This is a genomic window from Gimesia sp. (assembly GCF_048262075.1).
Taxonomy (GTDB): Bacteria; Planctomycetota; Planctomycetia; order Planctomycetales; family Planctomycetaceae; genus Gimesia.
In genome coordinates, this window is the sequence record NZ_JBLXFK010000003.1 from 402,039 (window position 1) to 418,301 (window position 16,263).

At 50.5% G+C, this 16,263-nt stretch carries 14 protein-coding genes; 2 read left to right on the plus strand and 12 right to left on the minus strand.

The window, feature by feature from the left end:
• Nucleotides 1–47: 47 nt before the first annotated feature.
• The 8 genes from rsmB to ACN0YH_RS09130 form a co-directional block, all read right to left on the minus strand.
• Nucleotides 48–1,481, minus strand: a complete 1,434-nt coding sequence (rsmB, locus tag ACN0YH_RS09095) for a 16S rRNA (cytosine(967)-C(5))-methyltransferase RsmB (RefSeq protein WP_417379251.1) — start codon at nucleotides 1,479–1,481, stop codon at nucleotides 48–50.
• On the minus strand, nucleotides 1,463–2,749 hold the full coding sequence (aroA, locus tag ACN0YH_RS09100) for a 3-phosphoshikimate 1-carboxyvinyltransferase (protein WP_417379252.1): 1,287 nt from the start codon (nucleotides 2,747–2,749) through the stop codon (nucleotides 1,463–1,465). The genes rsmB and aroA overlap by 19 nt, the downstream gene beginning before the upstream one ends.
• 137 nt (nucleotides 2,750–2,886) lie before the next feature.
• Nucleotides 2,887–3,804 (minus strand): SDR family oxidoreductase, encoded by a 918-nt coding sequence (locus ACN0YH_RS09105; RefSeq protein WP_417379253.1) that lies wholly within the window; start codon nucleotides 3,802–3,804, stop codon nucleotides 2,887–2,889.
• A 19-nt stretch (nucleotides 3,805–3,823) separates the two neighbouring features.
• Nucleotides 3,824–4,324: a hypothetical protein gene (locus tag ACN0YH_RS09110; protein WP_417379254.1), complete on the minus strand. Its 501-nt coding sequence runs from the start codon at nucleotides 4,322–4,324 to the stop codon at nucleotides 3,824–3,826.
• A 57-nt stretch (nucleotides 4,325–4,381) separates the two neighbouring features.
• Nucleotides 4,382–5,329, minus strand: coding sequence for a ribose-phosphate diphosphokinase (locus tag ACN0YH_RS09115; protein WP_145230596.1), 948 nt, complete (start codon nucleotides 5,327–5,329; stop codon nucleotides 4,382–4,384).
• A 216-nt stretch (nucleotides 5,330–5,545) separates the two neighbouring features.
• Nucleotides 5,546–6,292, minus strand: coding sequence for an NTP transferase domain-containing protein (locus ACN0YH_RS09120; protein WP_417379255.1), 747 nt, complete (start codon nucleotides 6,290–6,292; stop codon nucleotides 5,546–5,548).
• A 100-nt stretch (nucleotides 6,293–6,392) separates the two neighbouring features.
• Nucleotides 6,393–7,547, minus strand: a complete 1,155-nt coding sequence (locus ACN0YH_RS09125) for a hypothetical protein (RefSeq protein WP_417379256.1) — start codon at nucleotides 7,545–7,547, stop codon at nucleotides 6,393–6,395.
• Nucleotides 7,548–8,110: 563 nt separating this feature from the next.
• Nucleotides 8,111–8,350, minus strand: coding sequence for a hypothetical protein (locus ACN0YH_RS09130; protein WP_417379257.1), 240 nt, complete (start codon nucleotides 8,348–8,350; stop codon nucleotides 8,111–8,113).
• Between the two features lie 387 nt (nucleotides 8,351–8,737).
• Between ACN0YH_RS09130 and ACN0YH_RS09135 the strand changes: the two genes are divergently transcribed.
• Nucleotides 8,738–9,733: an NAD(P)H-dependent glycerol-3-phosphate dehydrogenase gene (locus ACN0YH_RS09135; protein ID WP_417379258.1), complete on the plus strand. Its 996-nt coding sequence runs from the start codon at nucleotides 8,738–8,740 to the stop codon at nucleotides 9,731–9,733.
• Nucleotides 9,734–9,860: 127 nt separating this feature from the next.
• Entirely contained in the window at nucleotides 9,861–11,105 is a 1,245-nt protein-coding gene (locus ACN0YH_RS09140; RefSeq protein WP_417379259.1) for a PQQ-binding-like beta-propeller repeat protein, read from the plus strand.
• A gap of 71 nt (nucleotides 11,106–11,176) precedes the next feature.
• Here ACN0YH_RS09140 and ACN0YH_RS09145 read toward each other — a convergent pair whose 3' ends face one another.
• From ACN0YH_RS09145 to ACN0YH_RS09160, 4 genes are all read right to left on the minus strand, one after another.
• On the minus strand, nucleotides 11,177–12,628 hold the full coding sequence (locus tag ACN0YH_RS09145; RefSeq protein ID WP_417379260.1) for a DUF1501 domain-containing protein: 1,452 nt from the start codon (nucleotides 12,626–12,628) through the stop codon (nucleotides 11,177–11,179).
• A 258-nt stretch (nucleotides 12,629–12,886) separates the two neighbouring features.
• Nucleotides 12,887–14,902: a hypothetical protein gene (locus tag ACN0YH_RS09150; protein ID WP_417379261.1), complete on the minus strand. Its 2,016-nt coding sequence runs from the start codon at nucleotides 14,900–14,902 to the stop codon at nucleotides 12,887–12,889.
• Nucleotides 14,899–15,648: an RNA polymerase sigma factor gene (locus tag ACN0YH_RS09155; RefSeq protein WP_417379262.1), complete on the minus strand. Its 750-nt coding sequence runs from the start codon at nucleotides 15,646–15,648 to the stop codon at nucleotides 14,899–14,901. Before ACN0YH_RS09155 ends, ACN0YH_RS09150 begins: the two co-directional genes overlap by 4 nt.
• Before the next feature lie 164 nt (nucleotides 15,649–15,812).
• Nucleotides 15,813–16,247: a hypothetical protein gene (locus ACN0YH_RS09160; RefSeq protein WP_417379263.1), complete on the minus strand. Its 435-nt coding sequence runs from the start codon at nucleotides 16,245–16,247 to the stop codon at nucleotides 15,813–15,815.
• Between the last annotated feature and the right edge of the window lie 16 nt (nucleotides 16,248–16,263).

Sequence of the window (16,263 nt, forward strand, 5' to 3'; positions counted from 1 at the left end):
CAACCCTAAACCACCAAAAGAATATACATTTAAACACATATTGGTAATTACTGAATCAATGCCTGATATCCGCCATCACAGGGACTGCCGGGGATATGACGATTTTCCTGGACCAGTTTTCGGCCGGGATGATTCTGCAGCACTTCCTGAAGCAGTTCTTCGTTTTCGCGTGGGTCGAAGGAACAGGTTGAATAAACGAGCCTGCCTGAAGGTTTCAAATGCTGGAACGCCTGCTCTAAAAGATCGCGCTGGATCTGATTCAGTTCCTTCAAAGAAACTTCATCCAGTCGCCAGCGGGCTTCGGGTCGTTTTCCGAGTACCCCGGAATTCGAACAAGGCGCATCGACCAGGATCGCATCAAACTGGTTCTCTGACCATGCTGTTTCGTGTTGATTTGCCAGATGGGTCTCAATGCAGGTCAGCCCCAGTCTTGAGGCATTCTGTTCAATTTTCTCAAGCCGATCATGGGAGACATCAGTGGCGATGAGCGTTCCCCGGTTAAACATCAATTCGGCCAGGTGGGTCGTTTTCGTTCCAGGAGCAGCACACATGTCCCAGACCGTTTCTTCTGGTTGAGGTTGCAGCAGGTTTCCCGCAGCCATGGCTGACTGGTCCTGAATCGTAAATTTTCCTGCAGCAAACCCTACGAGATTTTCAATGGCGACCGGTTCTTCCAGTCGGATCGCCTGTGGTTCATCTCCCGGACTGACTTGAATTCCCTCTGCCTGCAGTTCCTCCAGCAGTTCTTCGCGGGTGGCCTGTAAGACATTGGTACGCAAATACAGATTATTGCGCTGATTAAACCACTGCGCCATCTGCATGGTCTGCTGCAGACTAAAACGTTCCAGCCAGTCTGTGATGACTGGTAACGGGAAACTGAAGGCTTTCGAAAGGTAGCTGGCTGAATCTGCGATCGGACTCGGAAACAGGCCGACCGAAAAACAGCGATAACGGTCTGTACTGAGCGGGATCGCATTGGACTGCGGTTCAGTAGCGATGTCTGCTGTCATCAAACGTGTAATCGATCGCAGGATGGCATTCACCATTTTTTTCCAGCGCACGCGATGCAGTTTACCGGCCAGTTCTACAGTTTCGGAAACAGCGGCGTGATCAGGAATCTGGTCCAGCATCACCAGCTGGTACACACCAATCTGCAGCAGAGTCCAGAGCGGTGCTTCCACTTTTTCACGAGGCCGAGTTAACTGGCTTTCAATAATCGTATCCAGTGTTAACTGCCTGCGAACTACGCCAATACTGATCTCCATGGCCAGGCGCCAGTCCGCTGAAGACAGGTCGATGCGTCGTTCCCACTGCTGCATGGAATCAGAGATGAACTGATCACTGCGGCGATATTCTTCCACCAGGAAAAAAGCCAGTTCCCGCGCGGAGCGAAAATACTGCGGAATCGGTAATTCATCAGCGTCTGCGGCTGATGCGTTCTGCTGCCAGACGTTTTTCTTTTTCACGACGACTGACCACACAAGCGTTCCAGGTCAGTAAAGAACTGGGGGTAGGTCTTGACCGTACAATCCGGATCAGCAATCACAATTCCGGGAACTTTCAAGCCAACGAGTGCAAAGCTCATCGCCATACGATGGTCATCATAAGTTTCTATGGTCGCAGGTTGAATCGAACCGGGATGAATCGTGACTGAATCCTCAGTTTCTTCTACCTGAATCCCCATTCGTTTAATTTCAGTGGCGATAGCATACAGCCGATCGGTTTCTTTATGCCGAATATGTCCCACGTTGCGAATGGTTGTGGCCCCCTCTGCAAATAAAGCCACTGCTGCCAGTGTCTGTGCAGTATCACTGATATCGTTCATGTCGACATCGATCCCGTGCAATTGTTTTCCCTGTACGGTGATACTGTGTCGCTCCTGTTTGACTTCACAGCCCATATCTTCGAGAACCCGAATGAAATTGATGTCCCCCTGCAAAGCATCCTGGTTTAAACCGTCGACAGTAACGCGGCCACCAGTAATCGCGGCGGCAGCGAAGAAATAACTGGCGGCAGAAGCGTCTGGTTCAATGTCATAGGCTACAGATCGTTGATACGTTTGTGGTTGGATTTTCCAGACCGACTCCTGTATGCGATCAATGGTCACGCCAAATTGAGCCATGACACCCAATGTGATATCCAGATAGGGCTTCGATACCATCTCCCCCTGAATAGTGATCGTAATGGGGCTTTGTGCAGCAGGGGCGACCATCAGCAATGCGCTTAGATATTGACTGGAAACGTTCCCAGCGATGGAAGTTTCTCCGCCCGGCAACCCGTGAGCTTTTACACAAACTGGTGGACACCCTGTGTCTTCTGCACAGTTAGCATCGATGCCCAGTTGTTTGAGGGAGTTTACCAGATCCTGAATCGGACGCTGCCGCATACGCGTATTTCCATCCAGTACAAACTCGCCTTCACCGGCAGCACACAATGCAGTTAAAAAACGAATACTGGTTCCACTATTTTCCAGCCAGAGCGAGGCTTCCTGCTTTGGAATTTTTCCGCCACAGCCTTCCACTTCAATGGAACAAGTCTCCGGATCGTGATCGACTCTAATCCCCAGGCGATTCAGACTTTCGATCATCACCTGCGTATCCTGGCTATCCAGAACTCCCGTAAGATGAGTCGTACCTTGTGCCAATGCAGAGACAATCAATGCGCGATTGGTAATGCTTTTGGAGCCTGGAGGTCTGACAGTTCCCTGAATGGGGGCTGAAACGGGAGTGACTTGGTAAGTTTTGGACATAAGTTAAGAGTAGTTAAGAGATTCAGAGAGCTTCAGAAATGGCTGGAACAGAAAACAGTTTCATGCCTACAGTTATGCCACAGCATACACACTTGACAATCAAATCAAAAGTGAGCAGCAAATGTGGAAACGCTCAGTCAGCTATTTTCAATAGCATCCGGCAGGCCTTCTGCGATGGTCGGAAAAGTGAACCTTACGCCCAGTTCATCCCGTAACCTTTTATTACTACAACGTTTATTTAATCCCGCTGCGCGCTCAGTGCTGTTGAATCGCGTCGATTTCCTGCTCATTTCCCCTGGAATAGCCGCCTCAAACCGGGGCTCAGGTGCCTTCAGAAATTGCGCCAGAGTGTTGTAGTATTCCTGCCTGGTAATGGGGCGACAGTCGCTGACCAGATAGCGGTCTTCCAAATGAACATTCGCATCGCATTTCTGGATTGTCTGAACTATATCTGACAGATGAATCAGGTTTAACCAGGCATCGGGACGCCCCGCCAAAGGCTCTCCGGCTCTGATCTGCTCCATCCGGGCCAATAACCTGCCTGGTCCATAAATGCCTGCCAGTCTGAGAATGACGGCCGTCGCCGCTTTCGATTGGGACACTGAAGTCGACAGAAAGCCGTACTGATCAAATAACTGTTCGGCTTCCAGACAAATCTGACCGTTTTCCCGTTCCGGTTCACATACCGAAGTTTCATCAACCCACTCCCCGGCGGACTGTCCATAAACACTCGTGCTGGAAAGATAAATCACTTTCTGAGTCCGCTGTTGAAGTACCTTCAATGCAGATTCCAGACCGTTCACATAGATCTCTCGCCTGGATTTGTCGGAGGTGCGATCGAAGCCGACGGCATAGAGCACTGTATCCGCTTCCGGTAGTTTCTCCAGTGATTCTGGCTGCGTGATATCTCCCAGAACGGGTTGGATGCCTGACTCCGTAAATTTGCGTGCGTTGTTTTCCGAGCGAGTCAGTGCAAAGACCTGGTGCCCCTGCTCCACCCATTCCCGGGCAACGGTCAGCCCGACATAACCACAACCAATAATCAGTTTTCGCATTTTTCAACCATTTTCTGTATCAGCGTTTTCCACGAATACGCGGTGCGAGCTGCTCTGCGTGTTGCAGGACCTGGCTGATCTGATTGTGTATCAGATCGTGTAATTCCAACTCAGAGCAGTCTGCTAATGACTGCTGTATTTGAACTTTCTGAGAATCCTGCCAGACCAGATCCAGTTGCAGAAAACGCTGCCCCATTTTCTGCAGACAGGCAGCGAGTTCTGTTTCTGTCAGGTCGTATCGCTGGAGAACCGACTCGGCAGAATCATGCACCCGCGTCAGTCTGGCCAGTGTACTTCCCTGAGTACGGTAAAGCTGTCCGTCAATAAAAGCGCGGCGGAGAAAACCATTCTGATCAAACTGATAAACCGGATCACTGCCAAAATAGAAAGAAAAATGACCGTTCTTCTTCTGCCCCCAGAACAAGGGGTCCTCTTGATGTTCCACCTGAAATTCAGCACGTGGAAATAAGGCCGTCGCTTCCCGCATCAGGTCTTCGCGGTCCTGTTCATGCAGAGCCATATCAGTCTCTTTTCTGAGTCAAATCTCGCCACAGCGGATTTCTATTCCCCCTGGAAATCAATCGAACAGATGGCTGACCGATTCATTTCGATGGATGCGGCGGATGGCTTCACCCAGCAGTGGTGCGATGGAGATCGTTCTCAAATTGGAAAGTTTGTCCTGATCGGGGATCGGCAGGCTGTTGGTAACCACGATTTCTTTAATAGGCGCTTCGCTCAGCAGCTTGATGGCAGGTCCGCAGAAGACTGCATGCGAGGCCCCTACATAGATTTCTTTAGCACCGTGCTCTTTCACCACATTAACTGCCCCGACGATAGAACCGCCGGTTGAGATCATGTCATCAAACAGCAAGGCCACTTTGCCTTCAATCGGACCGCCGATAATATTCGCCTGCTGTGTTTCGATTGCATTTTTGCGGCGTTTATCAACAATCGCCAGGGTGCCGCCTATATTATTGTTATGCTGCAGGGTTCGCTTGATACTCCCCTCATCCGGACTGACGACAACGAGGTCTTTGTCAGGAATATTCAGTGATCTGAAGTAGCGATCGAGTATCGGTGCGGCGTACAAATGGTCGACCGGGGTATCGAAAAATCCCTGAATCTGAGCTGCATGCAGATCCATCGCCAGGACACGATCTGCGCCCGCTTCGTTGATCAGATTGGCAACCAGTTTGGACGTGATCGGGACACGACCTGAGTCTTTCCGATCCTGCCGGGCATATCCGAAGTAGGGAATGACCGCTGTGATTCGTTCTGCACTGGCACGCCGACAGGCATCCATGAGAATCAGTAGTTCCATCAGATTATCGTTCACCGGAGGTGAGGTTGGCTGGACGATAAATACATCTCGACCACGGACATTCTGATTGAGTTTCAGACTGATTTCGCCATCAGGGAAATTTGATAATTCGACGGAAGCAAGACGAATTCCCAGATATTCTGCGATTTCTCCGGCCAGCTGGGGATGAGCTCGTCCACTGAGAAGAGTCAGATGATCATACATTGAAAACGATGCCTGCAGTAATGCAATACATAGGGTAGCGGGAACAATAGTGAGCAATGCCCGACACGAGCGGTCAAGCTTACATCCCTATTCACGCTTATCGAGTGCTAGAAGTCAAGCATGAGCTTTCGATTTCGTACGAAACTGCTCAAAAGCCGATGCGTGGGCATTTTTTACTGAAATTGACGAAGGCAGAAACAGGGAAAATCCTGTCAATTATTCCACAGCATCGCTTTGCAGAATCTCAGCCACTTCGGCAAGTTGCTCCTGTGTATTGACGCCCATAGCTTCCTGAATATCAAAGACGGGAAATGCCTTTACCGTTTGACCTGCTTTCAGCAGAATCTCAGCACAATCAGTCAGATAGTACTCAGCCTGGCTGTTATCAGGCTTCAGCTGTTGCAACGCGCTAAACAGCTGGCGTCCGTCGAATGCGAAACAGCCTGTGTTAATTTCTTCAATCGCTGCTTCTTCGGGTGTGGCATCTTTTTGTTCCACAATTCGCAGAAACTGGCCTCCTGTATCGCGCACGATACGTCCCAACCCCTGGTTGGCTTCGGTGATCGCCGTACCGACGACACAGGCAGCCTGATTTCCTGCCTGCAGTTCGAGTAATCTTGAGAGTGAACTGCCTTTCAATAAAGGAGTATCACCGGCTAAAACCAGCACGGGACCATCATGGTCCGCCAGGTTTTCGGCACTCATCATGACTGCATGGCCGGTCCCTTTTTGTTCTGACTGCAGGGCAAATTCGATATCATTGTGATGAGCGAGGGCCGCTTTGACTTCATCAGCCTTGTGCCCGACGATCACGACCAGTTTTTCACAGTTCGCAGCACGGGCAGCATCCAGAACATATTCGATCATGGGACGGCCCAGAACCGGATGCAGAACTTTAGGAAGCTCTGATTTCATCCGGGTACTTTTACCGGCAGCAAGAATCACAGCGGCGGGACGACTCACGATGGATTTCCTTTAATCAGCAATTCAATGGGTGTACGGCACAATTCAAACCATGACCAATGTCAGTCGGCATTCACTCAGCATGAATTGATCGTTTCGATTAAAACTGCACACCAAAACGGGCGATGAAACCATCTTTGATGTCAAATCCGCCACCACGTCTGAAGTCAGCTTCACGTTTCAGAATACCCCCTGCTTCGAGGAACAGAGACATGCAGCCATTGTCCCCACGTATACCGAGCATCATGACATAATCTTTGAATTCGACCTGATCGCGACCATTCACGCCGGCCCGCTCCACTTCGAATGCTTCAATATCATATTCGAAGGTACCGTAAAGCCAGACGCTCTTATCACCGACGTTACCCATGAAGCGGCTGACGCGCGACTTGGGGAACATGGCTCGAACTTCCCACAGATCATTGGGAGTCCAGACGACACCTGCATAAGGAATGACATAATCGCCGACCCGGTCCCAGTATGCGGCACCAGCGGCAAACATCCAGGTATCAGAAGGTCGGAAGAACAGAACGACACGAGCATCAAACTGCCAGGCATGTGAACTCAAACTCTTGCCAAAGTCAGAAGCCAAAGCAGGTGTGAAGCCTAATTGGACACTCCACAGACCATTGGCGGGTGTTGACATCTGCAAATCACTGCCGAAACGGTACCCTGCCCCTGGTAATGAGACGAACTGGGGACCATCCCAGCCACGGTAATCAAACTCGGGAGTCGCTGTAAAAATCCAGCCATTCCGGGTGGGAGTCGTATATTGCAAATCAACGTCTGTTTCGAACACAGCAAAGTTTCCGCCAGGTGCTCCCCCCGGTTGGACATAGGTTCGTGCCTTTGGCAAGAAGCCAAATTCAAACTTCGAAGACCAGCCAAAGCGATAAGGCTGCGGACCATTGATGCCTGCAGGATAGCTGCCTCCAGGCATGCCTTGAGCCGCATAAGGATCAATGCCGGCGCCTGGTGTCATAAATGGATCGTACCCCTGTTGTGGTGCTCCATACAGATTGCCTCCCCCCATATTCGGGTCAAAGGGCTGTGCATTTGGATCTATGAACTGGCCACCATTCGGAGGCACCGTTGTGCCATACGGAGACGTTTCTTCATATGTTGGCGGCGGACTTTGAGCACGAATTACAGCCTCAAAGTCTTCTGCGGGCGTATATAGAGTAGTTAATTCAGCCGCATTCAGATTTATGCTGGCGGAGAAAACAATGGCAAGACAAAGAAGGGAAGCTTTCAATGTTCAACCTGCAATTATAGGATTAATCAGTTTGCGAGCAGAAGCGCTCTGTCTGAATGGGGAGCCAGCAACACGCTGTGGCTAACTCTTCTGTGTTGGGGTGGTTTAGTGAGGGGATTTTCCAAATACAGGCAATTAGGTCAACATCAATCTGAAGGCATTCAGCAGTAAACTTGAGGAATAGTTTGAATTTTCCAGAGAAATTCCAGAGGTTTTTCTGCCCGTCAGAGGAGGGATCTGCGAATTTGAATATGAGGGCGTAACGCAAAACGATCGGAGCGAGGACCTTACGTTACGGGGAACAGTCTCTGATACGAGACCTGATGACGCGATTCATTCCGAGCGGGGAACAGCAATGTTCGTGTTCCTGCGTGCAATGAATCAACGCAGGTAAGCCTGATTTGCTTTCACGCCAGCTGCGTTACGACCGCCTGTGGGAGAACCGAGAATGCGGTGATGAGAGATGAGTGCAGTCAGTCCGAGCTTGATCTCTGACAGACACCCTCTTCTGGAGCATGTAGAACAGTTTCTAATCAGAGCTGAAATCCAAAGTAACGAGTCGGCTATTTGTGATAACCCAGGCTGGTCACTACTGAATGCAGTTCTTCGAAGGTGATAAAGCGACGGCGATGACGTAATTTGTACTGGTCGATCGCCTGGGCCAACTCGTTGACTTCCTCGTTTTCGGAGTTATACGAATTACTGAACTGACGTCGTTCATTCACTCCGTCTGGGCGACTGTCATCCCGACCTTGACGACGATCCTGGAAGGTAGCGGACTGTTGCTCGGTGACCTGTTTCATGAGATTGCTCCTTGAAGATTGACTTACCAGCCAAACCTTAAGTTACGTTTTCTGGTAATGTGTGAAATTTTGATCTCTGCAGGGATTATTTCTGTCATCCGCTGCCAAAAAGATCTACTGTTCTGGTTATGAGAATTATAGGAAATTTTCGTCAAAACTCGTTTTTTGCAGGGAATGGGGGAGTCAATCTCGGCCCGGAATGTTCCTGTCAGAAATACAATCGACTGAGTATTCCTGTCTTCTTTGGCTTACCCGGCAATTCTCGTTATATTACAAGTATTAGGATCATAGGTATTCTGCCTGTCATGCAGCACATGTCAGGAGGGATTCCGATCAACTGTAACGAAGTCTGAATTTCATTCTCTGAATATGAAAGATCAAAGTTTTATGGATACAAAAGTGGCAATCCTGGGTGGCGGTGGTATGGCAACCGCCTGCGCAACACTACTCAGCGAATCATCTGACATTGCAGTCTCCATGTGGGTCCGTAAACCGGAAGTGGCAGCAGAGATGCAACAGCACCGGGAAAATAAAAGACTGTTACCCGGAGTCCCTCTGGCAGAATCGATCCAGGTGACTTCTGATGTTGATGAAGCTGTCTCTGATGCAGATTATCTGGTGGTAGCGATCCCGACCGAATTCCTCAGGCAGGCCTTAACAAAACTCACCCCCCATTTAAAGAACGTCACACCGGTCATCAGTGTGATAAAAGGGATTGAACAGGAAACGTTTTTTCGCCCCAGTGAAATCATCGCCGATGTGTTGGGACCTCGCCCTGTCGTTGCACTGGGAGGGCCCAGCCACGCAGAAGAAATCGCCCGCCGCCTGCCTGCCAGCGTGGTCGCCGCCAGTGGTGATATTCAACTGGCGAAACAGACTCAGAAACTGTTCAGCACAGACCGGTTTCGCGTCTATACGAACGTGGATATTGTCGGTGTTGAACTGGCAGGTGCATTGAAAAATGTGATTGCGATTGCCGCCGGGATCTGTGATGGAGGCAAATACGGCGACAATGCCAAATCAGCGATCATGACGCGAGGCCTGGTGGAGATGAACCGTTTCGGTTCTGCCTTTGGTGCCGAACCATCTACATTTTCCGGACTGGCTGGTGTGGGAGACCTGATTACAACCTGTATGAGTCCGTTCGGCCGTAACCGCAGTCTGGGTGAACGCCTGGGACAGGGAGAAACACGCGAAGCCATCGTCTCCAGCATGGAGGCCGTCGCGGAAGGAGTGAACACGACACGCAGTGTGTATGACCTCGCGGAAGAGAAAGGGCTGGATATGCCTATTACCACAGAAATCTTTCGGGTGCTGTTTGAAGGTAAGTCTCCGGAAGATGCGACACAGACACTGATGACTCGCCCGCAGCGAGAAGAGTAAATCATCGCTGAGTTTTTTCTCATGGAATCACCGGTTCAAGCGACTCAACTTTTACTATTTAATCCCCTCGGAGTGTTCGATGCGATTTTCACGAATGACCCTAACTGTTTGCCTGTTATTCTTTTTAATGTCTGACTATTCTCAGGCAGAAACCTGGCCTCAATTTCGTGGTGCCAGCGGAAGTGGCGTCTCGCAGGAAAAGAATCTGCCGGAAAAATGGTCTGCTGAGCAGGGCATTCTCTGGTCAGTGGCATTGCCGGGGCGTGCCAATTCGTCACCTGCCATCACAACCAACCGCGTTGATGTCACCACCAAGACGGATGATGATGGGCTCTGGGTTTTGTCATTCGATCGCAAGAGTGGTCAGCAAATTCATAAGGTCAAAGTGGGAACAGGCTCCCTGGCGGCACCAGGTCCCCGGAATCTCTGGGCTCATCGTCATAACGCTGCCACGCCCTGCCCGATTTCTGATGCTGAGCATATCTGGGCCTTCTTTGGGACAGGTTTACTGGTCTGCCTGGATGTGGAATCGGGGGAAATCGTCTGGAAACAGGATATGGTCAAAGACTACGGGGCCTACGATATCACTTTTGGTATGGGGTCCACTCCCCGCCTGTGGGGTGACTTACTGTTTGTGACCTGCATGACCAAAGGCCCTTCATACGTCGTCGCCTTTGATAAACTGACTGGGAAAGAAGTCTGGAAACAGAATCGAAAACTGCCTGCTGAAAAAGATGGTGCCGACGCCTATTCGACACCCACGATTTTTCAAAATGGCAATCGGACAGAACTGCTGGTTTCCGGCTCGGATCATGTGAACGCCTATGATCCCCAGACAGGCAAACAGCTCTGGATCGCAGGAGGCCTGGATATTCCCAGTCCCTTTGGTCGTATCATTGCAGCCCCTGTCGCGAATAGTACTACCGTGATTGCGACTTCCGGAAATCCCGGTGGCGGTGGCCTGGGATATATCAAAGCATTTCAGAATGGAAAGTCAGGTGACATCACGCAATCAGGTCTACTCTGGAAATTTGATGTCGCGACTCCCGATTCTTCAACCCCGCTCGTACTCGATAACAGACTCTATATGATCAGTCAGAATGGCGTGGCCACCTGCCTGGATCTGAAGACAGGCGACCCTGTCTGGAAAAAACGAATGAAGGGGCAATATTTTTCTTCCCTGGTTGCCGGGGATGGAAAAGTCTACTTTCAGAGCATCGAAGGCCTCTGCACCGTTGTTGATGCGGCGAGTGGAGATATCATCTCGGAAAATGAACTGCCGGGCACCTTTTATTCCACACCTGCTATCAGTGAGGGTGTGATCTACCTGCGTTCCTTTGACCGCCTGTATGCGATCTCGGGTAAACCTTAATCAAAAAAACGCCTCTCAGTACCACTGCTGCGAGGCGTTTTTTTCGATCTGATTTGAGCCAGGCAGTATGATCAGGCGCGACCTGCCAGTTCAGGAATGGCGTTCCCGTGCATGACAATCGGTGTCGGACGACCTGAGAAGTCAGGTAAAAACGTATTGGCGTAATCAATGCCCAGATGCGAATAGATGGTCGCCAGGAAATCATGGGGTCCTACGGCACGTTCCACGGGGCCTTCCCCTTTTCCATCCGTAGCACCGATGATCTGCCCTGTCTGAATATTTCCCCCGGCAAACAACATTGAATTCGCATTCGGCCAGTGATCGCGTCCCGGCTGAGTCGTTCCCGCGCTGCCGCTGCCAATTCCCCCTCCCGTGCTTTTTGAGTAGGAAATGCGAGGCGTCCGACCAAATTCGCCTGCGACAACAACCAGTACACGTTTATCCAAACCCCGCAGGTAGATGTCTTCAATCAATGCCGTAACTGCCTGGTCATAGAACGGTGCCCGATATTTGATGGCGTCAAACACATGGTGATTAACGGCATGGTCATCCCAGTTTCGTACCCGACCACATAGCTTTCCGGAAAGTTCGGTCGTAATGATTTCCACACCCGCTTCCACCAGTCGTCGCGCCATCAGACACTGCTGCCCCCATTGATGCATGCCGTATCGCTCACGAATATGTTCAGGCTCGCGACTTAAATCAAAGGCATCTGCAGCCTGTTTGCTGGTCAACAGATTTGTCGCCTGGGCTTCAAACTGATTCATCGCTTCCATTGAGCCATCCAGATCCAGGTCGCGCCGGTACTGATCAAACTGCTGACGCAGAGAAATCCGCTTCGCCAGCCGCTCGGTCTGTTTGGCATCGGTCAGGCCAATATTGGGAACCTTGAAGTCAGGTGCACTGGGGTCGCCACCAATCTGGAAAGGACCGGACCCCGGTCCCAGGTAAGTAGGACCGGCAATCTGGAAGCTGTCGTAATTCGTGATGGCATTGATACCCACATAATTGGGTAAGGCATTGTCTGAATCGCGACGGAGAAAATTGGCAACCGACATAAAGTCGGGCAGTTTGGGTTTGCGTTTATCAATGCGATCCGGATCGCCTCCCAGAACCTGCAGTGAACCAGCCGGGTGTCCGCCACCAGTATGAGTGATCGAACGCAGGACCGTAAACTTATCTGAGATCTGTGCATGCCGCGGAAGCAGTTCGCTCAGCAGCAACCCATTGGTTTTCGTAGCGATGGGCGAGAAAGGTCCCCGATAATCGGAGGCAGCATCCGGTTTGGGATCGTAGGTATCCAGATGACTGACGCCACCACGGCACCAGACCAGAATGACCGCAGTCCGCTCTTTTTTCGGCTTCACCGGCGTCTTACCCTGTGATTCCGCAGCGGCCTGCAATTGATATAATCCGGGCAGAGAAAGGCTGCTGAAGCCTCCCAGGCCGATTCGCATGAATTCGCGCCGGGATGCTTCTGTTGGCCGTTGACTGGCCTGCCGTCTGTTCGATTGCTGTTTCATCTTATATAACCTGAAAATCAACCAAAATCACTTCTGGAAGTGGGGCGCGAACCTGCATTCGAGAGCGTATCACATGTTGGCATTGTGCCTGTCGTACTAACATACTCGGTCCCAATGCCTCTGGAGACGCTACAGTAAAAACTGGACACAGTCTGCTTCCTTATATCGGCAGTATAGCATGCGATCCCCTGCTCTGTCTAATATAATGAACAATACTTAGTATCAAGATTTCTTATACTATGAATCCCGAGGGGCAGCTTACTGCTGACGGCGAGGGGTATTTCCACCAGAACGATTCTTCGTCCCAGTGAGTCGTCTGAGCTTTTGCCTGATACTGTTGATGGCAACCGGAGAGGGGGAATCCGGATCGTATTCTGCCAATGGTTGCCTGGTAATCTGTCGCAGAAAATGGATCGAACTTTGACGGACAAACAAGGGCTGCCTCGCATCCAGGCCAGCAGAAAGATCGGCCAAGAGAGTTTGACCAGCTGGAATTTCGCCCCGCGCAACCTGAAACCAGGTTTGAATGGCAGGAGAGGCAGTATTCTCACCTGTATTTTGAGCAATCTGCTTCCAGACGGCTATTAAGTTTGCATTGTCTTTCGTCGTTAACAGCCAGTCGATGGCGGCTGTTCGCTGTAGCTCAGATCGGGAGGTTGTTGCCTGTAGAACCGCTGACAGAGGATCGAGGGCAATTCCCAGATTGACACCAGACTGTTGCTCAATCATTGAACGATCGGGCGAGATCTGCATTAGAGCAGCCAGCAGATCCTCGCTGTGATTTAATTCCGCGACAAATGTGGAATTCAACGGAAATGATTTTGCAGGACCTGTTCGCCAGCGCTGATTGCCAGAAAGTTTCAAAGGCACACTGATTCGCTCTGCTTTCAGCTTTAGCATCTGCTCAGATTTGAGAGTCAACTCTTCGCGCGATGTCGTATCGCTGAGGCGCAGAGTTCCTGAGAACACTTTGAGCTCACTCTGACCGGGCTCCTGTTGCACAAAAGCGATTGCCGAATCATCCTGTTGAATCTCCAATAACCAGCCTCTCGATTGTGTGTGATAATGAATGACAGTACCAGCGTAAAGTTGAGAAAAGGCAATCTGACCAGAGTGTAAATTCAGATCCAAAACGATCTGTAGACCATGGGCAGTACTCTGGTTCGCTCTTTTCAGCATCAGTTCGACTTCAGTGTCGGCGTCCAGTACAAACTCTGATTGAGCCCCCTTCTCTCCCAAAGAAAACTTCGCCTGCATCCAGCTTAAGGGAAGTGTGCGTAATTCAAATTGCGACCCTGCCTTCAGATGGGGTTCCTGTCCTGCAGCCAGAATTCCCTGCCAGTTAGAACGGGTATCATTGCGAATACCGGCAATCCCCACCAGTTCTGACCAGTCAAGGGAAAATGCATCTGCAAGCTGCAAACCTGCCATCTCAGGTTTCTGCGCCACAACAGGAGGTGACTGCAGCTTATGGTCGACAGCAGGAGATATCAGCGGTCGTTTCCCGCGATGCGGATCTGTGGGGACAACGACCATTTCAGGATCTGAATCCCGCTGATTTGTCTGTGTCGGAACAACAGGGACGGGCATCTGTTTATTCTCAGGACTGACTACGATTGAGTTTTCTTCGACTTCCTTAGATTGCCGATTCCAAATGACATAAGCAGGCAGAACCATGAGCAGCACCACTACCACCCCATAAATGAGTTTCTGATGCTTGATGGCAGAATAGGAATAGAATGGCAGATCCGAAGATTTCTCCAGGCGAACTTGCTCTGCAGGCGGCTGTGACACGACGGGTTGTTCATGATCTTCAATTGAGCCAAGATAGCTGACAGGCGAATCAAGTTTCTCACTTTTTCGCAATTCCTGATGGATGAACTTCGACATTCGCTGAGTGGTCTGCATTACCTGTTGCGAATATTTTTCGGGTATGGCTGTTGCAGACTCTTCAAACCGGTCAGCCTGGTAAGCAGCAAGTACTTCGCGGATCAACGCTCTCTCTTGCCAGCAAGTCGATTCAAACGACTTCTGCTTTTCGGGAGGCATGCGTTCTTCTATATAGGCGGCAATCAACTCCGCATTGAACACTGATTTTTCAAATGTACTTTCCAGTTCCAGTTTCTGTTCGGCTACCTGAGAAAGCAGCTTCCAGCGTCTGAGTAACTTTGAATCCGCCGCCAGTTGTTCACGCACAGTCACTCCTGCTGCCGGGGAAAGTTGCCCTTCCCGCAGTTTGATTAAAGTCAGAAGTGAAGGCGTCCCTGTTTTCATGATTTCCGGTTTCCCGCCTGCATAATTTTTTTCAGTCTTTGTTGTGCACGGTGTAACTTGGGGCCGACGGCATTCTCCGAAATCCCCAGTTGTCTGCCGATTTCTGCATAGCTTAGCTTCAGATCAAAATACAATACCAATGCCCGCCGATCCCCGTCCTTGAGTTGACTCATCGAATGCGCGAGGTGCTGCTGTTCGCTTGACTGGTCTTCCTGATTTTTTTCCGGCAGCGAATCCGGAACGGTCGCAATATCGAACTGACTGTCATTGGGACAGATCTTCTCACTCGCCTTCCGTTGACGACGCAACACATCCAGTGTCGTCCGGCGGACAATGACGGCCAGCCAGGTAGAGAGTTTACAGCGACCTTTGAACTGTCTCAGACTACTGAGATCACCCTGAAACAGTACCGCCATGACTTCTGCACCACATTCTTCAACCAGGTCGGGGCGAGCAGAATTCCCACTTTCACGACACGCGGCAAGGATCCGACTGACAATCAGTTTATGGTAGCGGCCGAGAAAGTCATCCCAGGATTGCTGATCCCGTTGCAAGAGCTTTTGGATAAACGCTCGCTCGTTATTTCCCACGGTCTCTTTGTTTCTGCCGGAAGTTAAATGAGCATTGCCTGACTTTCGAGTCTGCTGTTGACTTCGATCTCTGTCGGCTTGATGTACCTGCGGCGCACGTTTTGTCGGCACATCGCTGGGCGGATCATCAAGTAGAGAAAAATCGGGTACATTCATGCAGATTGTTTCATCATGGTATTTTCAGCAAAGAAAGAGAGGCTGTGTTTCCAAAGCGACAATCGTAGTGAGATTGAGAATCCCTGAACTGAAATAGAATCTGTCAGCTGCATGATTCATCTTATGCAGCTGACAGACCGGATACAAGAAATTGTTTTCAGCCCTTAACTGTCAATCGCATTCTGAATCGCATTTTTCTCGCGTTGCAGGATCAAACGAATGTCTGAGATTGCATCCTCACAGACCTGATTCACCCGCCGCGCCATCTCTGTTGCGCCCAGGTTGACGAGTTGATCAATGCATTCATTACACAGCCGTTTCATATATTTCGCACATTTCTCAGCGCGTTCTGTCGCTGACTCAATACAATTCGTCGCTACACGTCGCGCCGCCTGTTCCTGCCCATCAGCCAATAGTCGACGAATCTGATGCAGGCACTCAGCGGTCTCATCCGCAGCAGCACTTTCACAACGATCGATGGTCTGATCAACCTTTGCCACACAGCGGGCCGCCAGATCATCCGGTGCAGTGTGCGCAGATACGGTTTCCGTGACGAGCATCAGCCCCAGAACTGTCGTTAAAGCTAATATCAATTTCATCAGTGTTCTCTCCCTC

Excerpts from the sequence above, each read along its gene's own strand:
- aroA (WP_417379252.1), bottom strand. The coding sequence starts at position 2,749 with ATGTCCAAAACTTACCAAGTCACTCCCGTTTCAGCCCCCATTCAGGGA.
- ACN0YH_RS09105 (WP_417379253.1), bottom strand. The coding sequence starts at position 3,804 with ATGCGAAAACTGATTATTGGTTGTGGTTATGTCGGGCTGACCGTTGCC.
- ACN0YH_RS09110 (WP_417379254.1), bottom strand. The coding sequence starts at position 4,324 with ATGGCTCTGCATGAACAGGACCGCGAAGACCTGATGCGGGAAGCGACG.
- ACN0YH_RS09115 (WP_145230596.1), bottom strand. The coding sequence starts at position 5,329 with ATGTATGATCATCTGACTCTTCTCAGTGGACGAGCTCATCCCCAGCTG.
- ACN0YH_RS09130 (WP_417379257.1), bottom strand. The coding sequence starts at position 8,350 with ATGAAACAGGTCACCGAGCAACAGTCCGCTACCTTCCAGGATCGTCGT.
- ACN0YH_RS09135 (WP_417379258.1), top strand. The coding sequence starts at position 8,738 with ATGGATACAAAAGTGGCAATCCTGGGTGGCGGTGGTATGGCAACCGCC.
- ACN0YH_RS09140 (WP_417379259.1), top strand. The coding sequence starts at position 9,861 with ATGTCTGACTATTCTCAGGCAGAAACCTGGCCTCAATTTCGTGGTGCC.
- ACN0YH_RS09145 (WP_417379260.1), bottom strand. The coding sequence starts at position 12,628 with ATGAAACAGCAATCGAACAGACGGCAGGCCAGTCAACGGCCAACAGAA.
- ACN0YH_RS09150 (WP_417379261.1), bottom strand. The coding sequence starts at position 14,902 with ATGAAAACAGGGACGCCTTCACTTCTGACTTTAATCAAACTGCGGGAA.
- ACN0YH_RS09155 (WP_417379262.1), bottom strand. The coding sequence starts at position 15,648 with ATGAATGTACCCGATTTTTCTCTACTTGATGATCCGCCCAGCGATGTG.
- ACN0YH_RS09160 (WP_417379263.1), bottom strand. The coding sequence starts at position 16,247 with ATGAAATTGATATTAGCTTTAACGACAGTTCTGGGGCTGATGCTCGTC.